Raw genomic sequence first — 14,060 nt, forward strand, 5'->3', positions numbered from 1 at the left:
CCCCCGCCTATATCATCCCGTGCTCAAACATTCTCGCTGCGCTGCGAAACTGCGCGCGGGACGATATAGGCGGGCGCCCCGGGGACTACGTTGACGCTGCTTGTCTCGCCCGGGTACCGTCGGGCCAGGGAGGGGCGTCTTCGCTGATAATTGCTTTGTTGAGAGAGAGCTGCTTTTATTGCGGCTCTTTCTTTGGTTTTGGGTATATTTGTTCTTGTTGAATTGTTATTGCGGATGGGCGCGCATGCGGCCTGGAACGCTTCTTTTGTAGCCGTCTCGGCTCGTTATTGAGAGGAGACAAACTTATATGCGTATTGTGTTTATGGGTACGCCTGATTTTGCTGTGCCTTCGCTGACTTCGCTTGTCGAGGCTGGGAACGAGATTGCGCTTGTTATTACTCGTCCCGATGCTGTTCGTGGGCGTGGTAAGAAGCTTGAGCCTTCTCCTGTTAAGGCCAAGGCGCTTGAGCTGGGGTTGCCGGTTGTTGAGGCCAATCGCATGACGCCTGAGGTTGTTGAGGCGCTCCAGGCTGCGCAGGCTGATATTTTCTGTGTGGCTGCCTATGGCTGCATTTTGCCTGATGAGGTGCTGCATATGGCGCCGCTTGGTATTGTGAATGTTCATGCGTCCTTGTTGCCTCGTTGGCGTGGGGCTGCTCCCATTCAGCGTTCCATTCTTGCTGGTGATGAGGTTGCTGGCGTTTCCATTATGCGCATTGGGCATGGCGTGGATACGGGCGCTTATTGTGCGCAGGCCTCTACGTCGGTTGCCGGTAAGCATGCCGAGGCACTGACCATGGAGCTTGGTGAGCTTGGCGGTAAGTTGCTTGCCGATACACTGCCGTCGCTTGCCGATGGCTCGGCTGTTTGGATTGAGCAGGATGAGTCGCTCGTCACGCATGCTGCCAAGATTTCCAAGCAGGAGATGCGTCTGGATCCGCAGATGACAGCGCTCGATTGCGTGCGTCATGTGCTTGCTTCGTCTGATACCGCTCCTGCTCGTTGCGTGATTGTCGGCAAGACGGTTCGCGTCCTCGATGCTGCGCTGGCCGATGTGTCGCTTGTCGAGGGAGCTGTTGCCGTCAAGAGCAAGCGCGTCTACCTGGGCCTTTCCGATGGTGCGGTTGAGCTGTTCGAGGTTAAGCCCGACGGCAAGCGTGCCATGGCTGCTTCTGCCTGGGCTTCCGGCCTGCAGGGTGCCGAACTTAGGTGGGGTGTACTGTCATGAGCAAGTTGTCTCCCGCGCGCAAGCTTGCGCTCGATGTGTTGATGGAGGCCGATCGCCGCGGTATGTACGCACGCGACGTGTTGTCTTCCCGTGCTTCCGCTAAGGCCATTGACCAGCGCGATTCTGCTTTTGCCGCCCGTTTGGCGCTCGGTGTTGCCGCCACGCAGGGTATTTTGGATGAGTTGCTCGATCAGTTTTTGGATAAGCCCAAAAAGGTTGCGCCGCGCGTTCGCATGGCGCTTCGTATCTCGGCCTTCGAGATGCTTTATCTGCATACGCCTGGTCGCGTTGCCGTGAGCCAGGGTGTTGAGCTGGTGCGCAGCGGTGCTAAGTCTGCTGCGGGCCTGGCAAACGCGGTACTGCACAAGGTTGCGGACAACGTTGAGGACTTTGCCACGGCATCCGACGTGGATGAGTCCGAGCGCCGCCTGGTTCGCCTTTCGCGTTTGATGGGTCTCCCTCGCTGGCTGTGCGCCCGCATTATGGCGTCGTTCGATACGCCCGAGGGCGTGCTCAACTTTGCCGGCAATCTGGCGCCTGCGCCGCTTGCGCTGCACGAGAATGCGTTTGCGACCAAGGACGACCCGAATATCTCGCAGCTCGTTGCGCCTGTCTTTCCGGGCTGTCATGCTCCGGTCGATGCGCAGGTCACGGTTGCATCGGGCGTGTTTGAGCGTGCGGCCGCGGTTGCCTCGGACCTCAACGCCCAGCTTATCGCTACTGCCGCGACACGTCCCGGTCGTTGCTTGGAGATTGGTGCCGGTCGCGGAACCAAGACCTATGTGATGATGTGCCAGGCCAAACGTGCCGGGTACGAGCGCCAGCATACCGCGCTCGATCTGCATGATCGTAAATGTGATCAGAATCTCGCGCGCCTGCATAAGGCGGGCATCTCGGGTGTTCGTACGGTGTCGGGCGATGCCTGCGAGCTCAATGAGGTGCTTACGTCGTTTGATGCCATGCTCGGCGAGCCCGCCCTGTTCGACACGGTGTTTATCGATGCGCCGTGCTCTGGCACCGGCACCATGCGCCGTCATCCCGAGATTCCGTGGCGCCTGACCGAGAACGATGTTACGACCGAGTTGCCCCGCCTGCAGCTGACGATGCTCAAGGAAGCAGCCGCGCGCGTGGCTGCCGGCGGTGAGCTTATCTATGCTACCTGCTCGGTTTTTGATGAAGAGAACACGCAGGTCGTGGATGCTTTCCTGGCTTCTCCCGAGGGCGCCGGCTTTACCGTTGCACCGCTCTCCGAAGCCCAGATTCTGCAGCTGCCCGAGTACGATCACGCCAAGAGCCTCGTCACCCTGCGCCAAAACGCTCGAGGCCTCTTCCAAAGTGTCCCCGTAAATGCTGACGCCTACGACGGCCACTTCTGCGCAAGGCTCGTCCGCCAGTAAATCGAAGCCCCGTCCCAAATCAGCTAATTTGGGACGGGGCTATTTTAGCTACTTTGTGCCTCTTCGATTCGTTCGCCATGAAATGTGGTTATCTACTACGTTTAACCGGTTGTCCTCATTCATGCCGAATTTTGTGAAATCAAAACCGCAGGTAGACGGCTCGTCGATTTTGTAAAAAGGCGGCTATGCTCGACCAATACGGGTCAAACGTAGTAGATGGGCCGTTTTCGTGGCACGGCCCCAAATTGACTACTCACATGGCAACGAGACCGCTCGGCTGTTAGTGGTTGTGCGGGCAGTTGGCGCAGCAGCCGTTGGTGGCGCTGGTGCTGGAACCACCGCTGCGCTGGTCGGTGTTGTAGAAGCCGCTGCCCTCAAACTTGATGCCACTGGCCGAGAACGTCTTGGCCGCCGGAGCGCCGCAGTTCGGGCACACGACCTCGGGGGTCTCGGACATGGGATGCTCAACCTCAAACACGTTGCCGCAGCTCGAGCACTTGTAATCGTAGCGCGCCATAATACTTCCTTTTCAGCACAAAGCGGGCAGATCGCTCTGCCCGCATAAATTCAAACAGCTGTAACTGTACCCTATATCGGGGGTTTTATCACGCTTCGCCCCAGAATCTATGGGTGTTGCGCAGGAGCTGTGCAGTTTTGCCCTCGGCGGCCGCAACGTCGGCCTCGTCGGCCTGCCAGGTCCAGTTGCCCGTGGCCACGCCCGGAACGTTCATGCGTGCATCGTCGCCAAGCCCCAGGACATCCTGCAGCGGCATCATCACCAGGGGAGCGTCGCTTGCCAGCGCGTCGTTCATCAGCTTGGCCGCCACCTCAACACCGCTCGGCTCGTCGCCGCCTGCGAAGGAGCGCGTGCACCAACCGGCGAGCGTCGACGTGTCGTGCGTCGAGGTGTATAGAATCTTGCCCGGCGTTGGATGCACGCCGCAGCGAACGTCGTAATCGCTAAACTCCAGCACGTCCATGCCGGGGAAGCCGCAGGTCGAAGCCATGGCGCGAACACCGGGCGTCAGGTAGCCCAGGTCCTCGGCGATAAAATTGAGCGGACCCAGCTCGTCAAAGGCGGTTTGGAACAGGTCCTTGCCCGGACCCGCCAGCCAGCGGCCGTCGGCGCAGGCCTTGCCTGCGGGAATGCTAAAGTAGCTGTGGAAGCCCAGGAAGTGGTCCAGGCGCACACGGTCGTAGAGCGAGAACGCGCGACGCAGGCGGTCCATCCACCAGCGGTAGCCGTTCTGCTTCATGTGGTCCCAGCGGAACGTCGGGTTGCCCCACACCTGGCCCTCGGGCGCAAAGTTATCGGGCGGCGCACCGGAGATCTCGATTGCCTTGCCGGTATCGGAAAGCCAGAAGTTTTCGGGCTCGCTCCACGCGTCGGCCGAATCGTCCGAAACGTACATGGGAATGTCGCCGATGACCTCGATGCCCTTCTTGTGCGCATAGTTCATGAGCTCGCACCAGGCAAGGTCAAAGCGGTACTGCATGTACGCCTGCAGCTCTGCCTCGTCGTGGAAACGCTTGTCGTCAATCAGATGCTCGTTGTAGCACGCGACATCGGCCGGCCAATCGTGACGCGATTCACCTTCAAAGTACTTCTTGACGGCCATGTAGACGCAGTACTTCTCGAGCCAATCGGCGTTGCGATGTTTAAACGCCGTGTAGAGCGGGTCTGCATCCTCGCCGCCACGGGCCTTCCAAGTCTCAAAGTCGGCCGCCAGTTCCACTTGGCTCTCGGGCAGCAGGTCAACATTGCCCGCAAAAGCCGAAGGCCCAGCGTATGGGGAGCGGAAGAAGTCCGTCGGGTTGACAGGCAGGACCTGCCAGTAGCGCATGCCCATAGCGGACAGATGGTCGATAAAGTGACGCGTGGGTGCGCCGATCGTGCCGGGCTTGCCGTCATCGGTCGGCACCGAGGTGATGTGGCACACGACGCCCGCGCCGTGATCGAGCGGCTCCTGCAGGCGCTGCTCGGCATGGTGATAGATGATCGACGAGCCCAGCGGATACAGATCGAGCGTGACCGTACCGTTGTGGATCTCGCACTCGTGACCGCTGATGACGTCACTCGCGCATTCGCCGAGCGCCGGAATCGTCACGCGGTGCGAATTGCGCAGGCTGCGGTTGATGATAACCGTCGCGGACTCGCCATCCTTGCCCGTGCGGTTGTAGGCCAGCACCTCATCGTTGAGCGCGAAGGCCTTGATCTCGCCGTCGATCATAAACGGCAGTGCGCGGCGTACGGCAGAGGCGTTCTTGACAATAGCCAGCGTGTCGAAGTCGTGCAGTTGGTCCTTGGTCGGCAGGGTGCGGCGGTTGCCCGGATCGGTAAGGCCCTCCAGGCCGTATTCGTCGCCGTAGTAGATCGAAGGCACGCCGGGGAAGGTCATCTGCATGAGCGTTGCAAGCCAAAAACGGCTCTTGGCCAGGCCCATCGAGTTCTCGTCCAGACGCCACTTGCTGCGCTCGCACTCGGGTAGCTGCGACTCGTCGGGGCCGCCGCCGAGCACCGAGATGATGCGCGGGCGGTCGTGGCTCGAAAGCAAATTGAGCGCGCAGGACAATGCCTCGCTCGGGTAGTTCTCGCGCAGGGTTTCGATATCCTCAGCTGCCTGGTAGGCGTTCTTATATCCCATCAAAAAGCCGATGACCATGTCGCGGAAGGGGTAATCCATAGCAGAGTCCAGCTCGGATCCCTGCAGATAGCGGCGCAGATGGCCGTAGCTAATTTTGTTTGAGGCGTCTTCCCAGACTTCGCCGAGCAAAAGTGCATCAGGCTTTTCGGCAAGTACGGCCTTCTTGATCTCGGCCAGGAAGTCGTCGGAAAGCTCGTCAGCGACGTCCAGGCGCCAACCATGGGCACCGGCGCGCAGCCATTTACGGATCACGCCGTCCTTGCCCAGGAGCCGCTCGCGTACCAGCTCGGAGCTCTCATTGATGGCAGGCATATTGCCCACGCCCCACCAGCAGTCGTACGAACCGTCCTCGTGGAAATAAAACGCATCGCGCCACGGCGAATCCTCGCTCTGCCAGGCACCTACGCCGGGGTAGTTGCCATAGCGGTTGAAATAGATGGAGTCGTCACCCGTGTGGTTGAAGACGCCGTCCAGGATGATGGAGATGCCTAGCTTCTCGGCTGCCTGGCACAGCTCGGTAAAGTCCTGCTCGGTGCCCAGAATCGGGTCGATCTTGGTGTAGTCGGCCGTGTCGTAGCGGTGGTTGCTCGCGGCCTCAAAGATGGGGTTGAGGTAGATGGCCGTAAAGCCCAGCTCTGCGATGCGGGGCAGGTCATTTTGGATACCCTTGAGCGAGCCGCCGTAGAAGTCCCAGGTCTTGATGGAGCCGTCCTCGGCGCGCTCGTATACGGGAGGCTCGTCCCAGTCCTCGATCATGCGGCGCTGGATTCCGTTGCGCGGTTTTTCGACCTCGGCCAGCGTGCGCTCGTGCCAGTTTTCGTCGCGGGCATAGCGGTCGGGGAAGATCTGGTACACCATGCCGCGCTCGTACCAGGTGGGGCGGTTCTCGCGGTGCTTGTAGACGGTAATCTGGAAGGACGGCACCTCGGCGTAGTCGTAGGTTACGCCCTCGCCGCCGGTGCGGCCTTGCGGCGCGCCCAGGCGAACCTCGGGCTGGCCCTCGATATTGCAGATAAAGCTGTACCACACCAGACAAGGTTCAGTGCATTTGAGCTCGCCGGTAAAAATGCCATCACCTTCGTGCTCCATTGGAATCAGGGTCTCGCCGACTTCATCGACCCAGGTGCGCAGGGTGAGTGTTGCCTGGTTGGGATCGGCATCCTCCAAAATCACCGAGAGTGCAACGGAAGTTCCGGTGGTCACAGCGCCAAACGGAGTGCGAAACTGCGGTAGGCGGCTGTTGTGAATCAATCTCATAGTACGGTCCAGTTCTATACAGTCATGGCCAGCGGGCCATGGGCATAACGCACAATAGATAAGTATATCCGTTACACTTTAGTTGTATAAACTACAGCCGCTCATCATCGGCGAACGGTTGTCCTAGAAAAACGTATTACCAACTATCTACAGAGAAGGGGCGCCCGGTTGGAGCGCCCCTTGCTTAGGGTTTGATGAGGTTTTAGATTGTCTGTGGGCTAGCGGCGCTTGCGGGTGGCCGTTGCCTTGCGGACGGAGGTCTTCTTGGTCGGAGCCTTTTCCTCAGTGGGAGCGGCGGGGGAGACCGGGGCCTCCTTGGTGGGCTCGGTCTTTGTCGTAGCCTTCGGAGTGGTCTTGACCTCGGCGGCCTTCGGTGCCGGCTTGGCCTTTACTGCGGGCTTTTCCTCGACCTTAGCCTCTGCCTTTGGAGCAGCGGTCTTGGCCGTGGCCTTTTTGACCGTCGTCGTAGCGCGCTTGCGCGTGGTGGTCTTGGCGGCCGGCTTAGCTTCGACAGCTTCCTCAGCCTTAGGCGCAGCGGGCGTCTCCTCGACTTTGGCGGCCGGCTTTGCGGCTGCCTTGGTCGTGGCGGCCTTCTTGGTCGTCGACTTCGTAGCCGTGGTCTTCTTGGCGATCGTGGTCTTGGACGCGGTCGTCTTCTTGGCAGCGGTCTTGGCCGGAGCCTTTGCCGCAGGCTTTGCCTCGGCGGCAGCCTCAGCCTTTACCTCGGGAGCAGCCTCGGCCTCGGCGGCCTTCTTGGCAGCGGCGGTCGTACGCTTGCGCGTGGTCGTTGCCTTGGCAGCGGTGGCCTTGCTCGCAGTCGCAGCCTTGCTCGCAGCGGCCTTCGTGGTCGTGGCCTTTTTAGCCGTCGTCTTACGAGTCGTGGTCTTCTTTGCCGCAGGCTTTGCAGCGGGCTTCGCCTCAGGCTCGGGCTCGGGAGTAGCCTCGACCTTCACCTCAGGATCGGCCTTAACGGGCTCAGCTTTAACCGGCTTCTCTTCGGCCTTGGGCTCCTCAGCGGCCACCGGCTCAGCCACAGCCTCAGGCTCGTCGACAACAGCCGCAGGCCTCTCAATCTCCGGATGCATAAAGAAGTACAGGTCCAGATACTTGTCGGCCGAGCGCGTCCAGCTAAAGTCCTGGCTCATGGCCTGCGTGACCAGCTGGTTCCAGGCATCGCGGTTGTCCCAGAACAGGCGCGCCGCGCGGAATACGGCGTCGCCCATCTCGTCGCCGTTAAAGTTACTAAACGAGAAACCCGTGCCCTCGCCGGTAAACTCGTTATACGGGATCACCGTGTCCTTCAGGCCGCCGGTCTCGCGAACAATCGGCAGGGTGCCGTAGCGCATGGCGATGATCTGCGACAGGCCGCAGGGCTCAAACTTCGAAGGCATCAGGAACATGTCGGCGGCGGCATACATACGCTGCGACAGCACCGGATCAAACTCGATGCGTGCGGCCATGGTGCCGGGGTACTTGTCCTGGAAGTAGCGCAGGCCGTCCTCGTAATCGCGGTCGCCGGTGCCCAGCACTGCTACCTGCACGCCGCCGGCCAAAGTGCGGTCGAGCGCGTACATGACCAGGTCCATGCCCTTCTGGCGCGTCAGGCGCGTGACCATCACCATGAGCGGACGGTCGTCGCGAACCTCGAGCCCCAGCTCTTCCTGCAGCTTGGCCTTGCACACGGCCTTGCCAGAACGGTCCTCGACGGTGTAGTTTGCCGCGATGCGCTTGTCGGTCGCCGGGTCAAAGCCCGCCACGTCAATGCCGTTGAGGATGCCCTGCAGCGCATAGGAGCGCTCGCGCAGCACACCGTCCAGGCCCTCGCCAAACTCGGGCGTCTGGATCTCGTTGGCATAGGTGGGGCTCACCGTGGTGATGGCATCGGCATAGCGCAGCGCGCCCAGCATGTAGTTGATGCTGCAGGCGTCGCAACGCAGCTGCGAGGCGGCCGCCGGAATATGCGCCACGCCCAGGATGTCCTCCATCACGGTGTCGCTGAACTGGCCCTGGAACGCCACGTTGTGGATCGAGAACACGGTCTTGACGCGGTCGTACAGCGGCAGGCCCTGGTAGAACTCGCGCAAGAATACGGGCGCCAGTGCCGTCTGCCAGTCATTGCAGTGCAGGATGTCGCACTCAAAGCCGGCCGGCAGGTGCTGCAGGCTCTCGGTGATGGCCTTGGAGAAGAACGCAAAGCGCTCACCGTCATCAAAGAAGCCGTACGGATAGTCGCGCGCAAAGTAACGCTCGTTGTCGATGAACATATACGTGACGCCGTCGTGCTCGAGCTTCTCCAGCCCGCAGTATTCATTGCGCCAGCCAAGGCTCACGTAAAAGTCGGCAAAGTGCTCCATTTGCGCCTTGTATTCGTCCTTGATGGTGGCGTACTTGGGCACCATCACGATAACTTCGGCGCCGGCGCGCACAAGCGCCGCAGGCAGCGAGCCCGCCACGTCTCCCAGGCCACCGGTCTTAACAAACGGTGCGCACTCGGCCGAGGCAAACACGATCTGCATCTTTTTGCTGGAATCTGCCATATTGTCTCCCATGTTGCAATTCGAGAATAGCCGCCTGGCGCTAACCGGGCGGCTATTCTACATGTTACGAGCGATGTTGCGGTGCCAACGTTAACGTACGATGGTGGTGTCGGAAGTTAACGGAGCCTTGCCCAGCACCAGGATGTTCTCGGGTGTGCCGCGAAGCTCGGTGTTGGTGGGGACCACGTTGTTCTTGTCCAGGATGGCGTTCTCGACGCGGGCGCCGCTCTTGATGATGCAGCTTTGGTTGATGATCGAGTTGGTCACCGAAGCACCTTCCTCGACCACGACGCCGCGCGACAGGATCGAGTTGCGCACGGTGCCCTTGATGATGCAGCCGGCCGAGATGATCGAGTTGCACGCGTGGCTGCCGGTCGCATAGCGCGAAGGCGGCACATCGTGGGCCTTGGTCAGGATCGGGCGCTCGGGGTCAAAGAGATGGTCGGCCACGGTCTGGTCGAGCAGGTCCATGCTGCGGCGATACAGCGACTTCTCGCTAAACACGCCCACGACCTCGCCCTTGTACTCGTAGCTGCACACGTCGATGTTGCCAAAGTCGCCCTGGAGTGCCTCGAGCAGGTCCAGATAGTCGGCGGCCTGGTAGTGATCGATGATCTCGAGCAGCGTCTCGCGGTTAACGATGCAGCAGTCCATGGAGGCGTTGTCACCGTACGCGACGCCGGCGCTCACGCCCGTCAGGCGGCCGTTCTCGTTAATCTCGAGTTTGGTCTCGTCCTCGACATTGCGCGTGGCCTTGCAGTACACCACGGTCATCTGGGCACCGGAGTTCTCGTGCGCCTCGATGATGGTGTTGAGGTCCATGTTAAAGATGATGTTGGTGCCCATCATCACGACATAGGGCTTCTCCGAGCGCTGGAACAGCGTCTTGTTGGAGATGATGTCGCGCAGCAGGAAGCGCATGCCGCCCTTGGTGGTGCCATAAGCGTTGCCGGGCACCATGAACAGGCCGCCCTTCTTGCGGTCCAGGCCCCAGTCCTTGCCCGAGCCCACGTGGTCGATCAGCGAACGGTAGTTGCCCGGCATGACGACGCCGACGGTCTTGATGCCGGCATTCATCATGTTGGACAGCGGAAAGTCGATCAGGCGGTAGCGGCCCAAAAACGGAACGGACGCGATGGGGCGGTCCTTGAGCAGGACACTGCCGTAGGACGAAGAGTAGTTAGCGGTGATATAACCGATGGCCTTGCGATTGATCATCGGATCATTCCCCCTTCCCGATAACGACGTCATTTCCAACGACGGCCGTATCCTTGGTGGTATCGACAGAGCCGAGCTTCACGCCCTCTTCGACCGTGGAGTTCTCGCCCAAAATAGCGCGGCAGATGTGCGCGCCGCTCTTAACGTGCGCACCCGGCAGCAGCACGGAGTCCTCGACCACGGCGCGCTCCTCGATGATGACATCGGTCGAAAGGATCGAATGGCGAGCGGTGCCGTAGATCTTGCAGCCGTTGGAGACCAGGCAGTCGTCCAGGCGGCCGTCCGGTCCAATGTAGTGCGGCGGACGCGTGGTGATGTTGGACATGATGGGGAAGTGCTTGTCAAACAGATCGAACTCGGGGTTGTTGCCCAGCAGGTCCATCGAGGTCTCATGGAAGCTGGCGATGGTGCCGACGTCCTTCCAAAAGCCGTGGAACTCGTAACTGTACAGGCGCTTGTTCTCCCCGAGCAGCTTTGGGATGATGTCCTTGCCAAAGTCGTGGCTCGAGCGCTGGTCCAGAGCGTCCTCCTCGAGCGCCTCGATCAGGACGTCGGCCGAGAAGATGTAGATGCCCATGGAAGCGAGGTTCGAATCGGGCTTCTCGGGCTTCTCGGTAAACTTGGTGATGCGGCCGTCCTCGGGGTCGGTGGTCAGGATGCCAAAGCGGCTGGCCTCCTCCCACGGCACGGGCATAACGCTCACCGTGAGGTCGGCGTTGTTCTCAATGTGCGTCTTGAGCATCTTGCGGTAGTCCATGCGATACAAGTGATCGCCCGAAAGAATCAGGACGTACTTGGGGTCGTTGGCCTTGATGTAGTCGAGGTTCTGCGTAATGGCGTCGGCCGTGCCCGCATACCAGGCGCCGCCGGTCTGCGTCTCGTACGGCGGCAGAATCGACACGCCGCCGTCGCGGCTGTCCAGATCCCACGCCTCGCCGGAGCCCACGTAGGCATGCAGCAGGTAGGGACGGTACTGCGTCAGAACGCCCACCGTGTCGATGCCCGAGTTGGAGCAGTTGGAGAGCGAAAAGTCGATAATGCGGAACTTGCCACCAAAGCTAACCGCCGGCTTAGCGATCTTTTGGGTGAGTGCCCCCAATCGGCTGCCCTGTCCTCCTGCGAGGAGCATCGCGATGCATTCTTTCTTACTCATCGATTTCTCCTTCTGTCATCGATGTTCCTAAACCCATTAGCGACGGGCGCGGCGCTCGGTCGCGCCCGTCGAGTAATGCCGTGCGGCAAAGGGAGCTCGCGCGCCTTTACGCGTGCCAGATCTCGTCGCGGTACTCGCGAATGGTGCGGTCGCTCGAGAACCAGCCGCTCGAGGCGGTGTTGAGCAGGGCCTTGCGGTTCCAGGTCTCCTGGTCGCCGTAGCTGTTCGTGAGCTTCTCCCAGGCGTCGACGTAGCTGCGGAAGTCGGCCATGACCAGGTCGGGGTCGTTGTTGTTCATGAGCTCGTTGTAGATGCTCTCGAAGTTGCCCGAAAGACCCGCAAAGGTGTTGTCCTTGAGCTCGTCCATCACGCGGCCCAGACGCTCGCGGTCGCCGTTGAGTGTATCCCATGCAAAGTAGCTGTTCGACGCCCAGAGCTGCTCGACCTCGGGGGCGGTCAGGCCAAAGATGGCCTCGTTCTCGCGACCGGCCAGGTCGGCGATCTCGATGTTGGCGCCGTCGAGGGTGCCCAGCGTAATGGCGCCGTTCATCATGAGCTTCATGTTGGACGTGCCCGAGGCTTCTTTGCCGGCCGTGGAAATCTGCTCCGAGATCTCGGCGGCGGGGTAGATGAGCTGGGCGTTGCTCACGCGGAAGTTGGGGATGAAGCAGACCTTCATGACCTCGTTGACGCGGGCGTCGTTGTTGATGACGTCGGCAACGGAGTTAATGAGGCGGATGGTCTCCTTGGCAAAGGTGTAGCTCGAGGCAGCCTTGCCGCTAAAGATGAAGGTCGTCGGCGTCACGTGGAAGTTGGGATCGGCGATGCGGCGGTTGTAGATGTCCATCACCTTCATGATGTTCATGAGCTGGCGCTTGTAGGCGTGGAAGCGCTTCACCTGAACATCGAAGACGGTGTTGGGGTCGATGACCAGACCGGTTTCGGCCTTAACGTAGGCGGCCAGGCGCTCCTTGTTGGCGCGCTTGGAGGCACCCACGGCCTTCAGGAACTCGGTGTCGTTCTGGAATTCCTTGAGCTTCTCCAGCTCAAAGGCGTCCTTCAGCCAGCCATCGCCAATGGCCTCGGTCACGAGCTTGGCATAGGTGGGGTTGGCCTCGGCAAAGAAACGACGGTGCGAGATGCCGTTGGTCTTGTTGTTGAACTTCTCGGGCGTCAGGGCATAGAAGTCCTTGAGCACGATGTTCTTGATGATGTCGGAGTGGATCTTGGCCACGCCGTTGACGCTATGGCTGCAGATCACGGACAGGTTGGCCATGCGAATCTCGCCGTCCCACAGAATGGCGGTCTGGCGCAGGCGCTCCTGCCAGCCCTCCTGCGTGGTGTCGAACGACTCGTGCCAACGACGGCTGATCTCGTCGATGATCTGGTACACGCGGGGGAGGAGCTTGGAGAAAGTACCGATGGGCCACTTCTCCAGAGCCTCGGGCAGGATGGTGTGGTTGGTGTAGCTCACGACCTGCGTCACGATGTTCCAGGCGTCGTCCCACTCGAGCTTCTTCTCGTCGATGAGGATGCGCATGAGTTCGGGGCCGCACATGGCGGGGTGCGTGTCGTTGGTGTGGATGGCCACAAACTGCGGCAGCAGCTCCCAGTTCTCACCGTGCTCCTTCTCAAAGGTGTCGAGCAGGCTGTAGATGCCGGCAGAGACAAACAGGTACTCCTGCTTCAGGCGCAGCAGACGGCCGTGCTCGCCGGCGTCGTTGGGGTAGAGGATGGCGCTGATGGCCTCGGCCTCGGCGCGCTCGGCATCGGCCAGGGCGTAATCGCCGCGGTTGAAGGCCTCAAGGTCAAAGTGCTCCTCGACCGGCTCGGCGGCCCAGACGCGCAGCTTGTTGACGGTCTCGCCGGCATAGCCCACCACGGGGATGTCATAAGGGACGGCCAGGATGTCCTGCGTGTCCACCGTGCGGTAGAACGTGCGACCGTTCTCCTCAAAGCCCTCGACATGGCCACCAAACTTGATGGTCACGGCCTTGTCCTGACGACGGACCTCCCAGGGATAGCCGTGGGTGAGCCACTCGTCGGTGGCCTCGACCTGGCTGCCGTTGACAATCTCCTGCTTAAACAGGCCGTAGCGGTAGCGCATGCCGTTGCCGTAGCCGGCAATGCCCTCGGCTGCCATGGAATCCAGGAAGCATGCGGCCAGACGGCCCAGGCCACCGTTGCCCAGAGCCGGATCGGGCTCCTGGTTCTCGATGACGGAAAGGTCAAAGCCCATGTCGTCGAGCGCCTCGGCGACCATGTCGCGCACGCCAAAGTTGAGCAGGTAGTTGTCGAGCAGGCGACCGATCAAAAACTCGATCGAGAAGTAGTACACGCGCTTTTTGCCCTCGGCGGTGGCGCGGGCGTCACTTTTGGTGGCAACGGTGCGCGCCTTCTCGGCCACGAGCTTGGCCAGGGCGTTAAAGCGGTCGAGGTCGCTGGCGGCCTCGACGCTCTTGCCGCTGATGCTCATGACGGCATCGCGATAGAGCTCGGTAAACTCCTGCTTGTTGTCAAAGATCTTATTCATACGTTCCTTTCCCCCGGGGATGTTTCTCCCGGAACGGTTATGACTTGTATCCTACGCCCCGTCGGGGCGGGTGATTACAGCTGTAACGGCTT

The 14,060-nt window shown here is 60.7% G+C and carries 8 protein-coding genes; 2 read left to right on the forward strand and 6 right to left on the reverse strand.

Translation table 11 applies throughout. The features are described from left to right. Positions 1-307: 307 nt before the first annotated feature. The gene (gene fmt, locus DW211_RS04580; RefSeq protein ID WP_118259491.1) at positions 308-1,228 is read left to right on the forward strand and encodes a methionyl-tRNA formyltransferase; all 921 of its coding nucleotides are present in this window, start codon (positions 308-310) and stop codon (positions 1,226-1,228) included. Next, on the forward strand, positions 1,225-2,625 hold the full coding sequence (locus tag DW211_RS04585) for an RsmB/NOP family class I SAM-dependent RNA methyltransferase (RefSeq protein ID WP_118259493.1): 1,401 nt from the start codon (positions 1,225-1,227) through the stop codon (positions 2,623-2,625). Before fmt ends, DW211_RS04585 begins: the two co-directional genes overlap by 4 nt. 280 nt (positions 2,626-2,905) lie before the next feature. Here DW211_RS04585 and DW211_RS04590 read toward each other — a convergent pair whose 3' ends face one another. The 6 genes from DW211_RS04590 to DW211_RS04615 all read right to left on the reverse strand — a co-directional run bounded on the left by DW211_RS04590 (position 2,906) and on the right by DW211_RS04615 (position 13,968). After that, positions 2,906-3,142, reverse strand: a complete 237-nt coding sequence (locus DW211_RS04590; RefSeq protein WP_089571835.1) for an FmdB family zinc ribbon protein — start codon at positions 3,140-3,142, stop codon at positions 2,906-2,908. Positions 3,143-3,230: 88 nt separating this feature from the next. Continuing rightward, on the reverse strand, positions 3,231-6,527 hold the full coding sequence (locus tag DW211_RS04595; protein ID WP_118259495.1) for a 4-alpha-glucanotransferase: 3,297 nt from the start codon (positions 6,525-6,527) through the stop codon (positions 3,231-3,233). Positions 6,528-6,745: 218 nt separating this feature from the next. Continuing rightward, positions 6,746-9,064, reverse strand: a complete 2,319-nt coding sequence (gene glgA, locus DW211_RS04600; RefSeq protein WP_199576684.1) for a glycogen synthase GlgA — start codon at positions 9,062-9,064, stop codon at positions 6,746-6,748. A 90-nt stretch (positions 9,065-9,154) separates the two neighbouring features. Next, entirely contained in the window at positions 9,155-10,282 is a 1,128-nt protein-coding gene (gene glgD / locus DW211_RS04605) for a glucose-1-phosphate adenylyltransferase subunit GlgD (protein WP_118259497.1), read from the reverse strand. 4 nt (positions 10,283-10,286) lie between these two features. After that, complete coding sequence (locus tag DW211_RS04610) at positions 10,287-11,435, reverse strand: glucose-1-phosphate adenylyltransferase (protein ID WP_117820213.1); 1,149 nt, start codon at positions 11,433-11,435, stop codon at positions 10,287-10,289. Positions 11,436-11,541: 106 nt separating this feature from the next. Further along, positions 11,542-13,968, reverse strand: coding sequence for a glycogen/starch/alpha-glucan phosphorylase (locus tag DW211_RS04615; protein WP_118259499.1), 2,427 nt, complete (start codon positions 13,966-13,968; stop codon positions 11,542-11,544). Positions 13,969-14,060 lie beyond the last annotated feature (92 nt).

It is taken from the genome of Collinsella sp. AM18-10 (genome assembly GCF_003471585.1).
Lineage (GTDB): Bacteria > Actinomycetota > Coriobacteriia > Coriobacteriales > Coriobacteriaceae > Collinsella.

Coding starts and splice junctions, on each gene's coding strand:
- fmt (WP_118259491.1), top strand. CDS start 308: ATGCGTATTGTGTTTATGGGTACGCCTGATTTTGCTGTGCCTTCGCTG.
- DW211_RS04585 (WP_118259493.1), top strand. CDS start 1,225: ATGAGCAAGTTGTCTCCCGCGCGCAAGCTTGCGCTCGATGTGTTGATG.
- DW211_RS04590 (WP_089571835.1), bottom strand. CDS start 3,142: ATGGCGCGCTACGATTACAAGTGCTCGAGCTGCGGCAACGTGTTTGAG.
- DW211_RS04595 (WP_118259495.1), bottom strand. CDS start 6,527: ATGAGATTGATTCACAACAGCCGCCTACCGCAGTTTCGCACTCCGTTT.
- glgA (WP_199576684.1), bottom strand. CDS start 9,064: ATGGCAGATTCCAGCAAAAAGATGCAGATCGTGTTTGCCTCGGCCGAG.
- glgD (WP_118259497.1), bottom strand. CDS start 10,282: ATGATCAATCGCAAGGCCATCGGTTATATCACCGCTAACTACTCTTCG.
- DW211_RS04610 (WP_117820213.1), bottom strand. CDS start 11,435: ATGAGTAAGAAAGAATGCATCGCGATGCTCCTCGCAGGAGGACAGGGC.
- DW211_RS04615 (WP_118259499.1), bottom strand. CDS start 13,968: ATGAATAAGATCTTTGACAACAAGCAGGAGTTTACCGAGCTCTATCGC.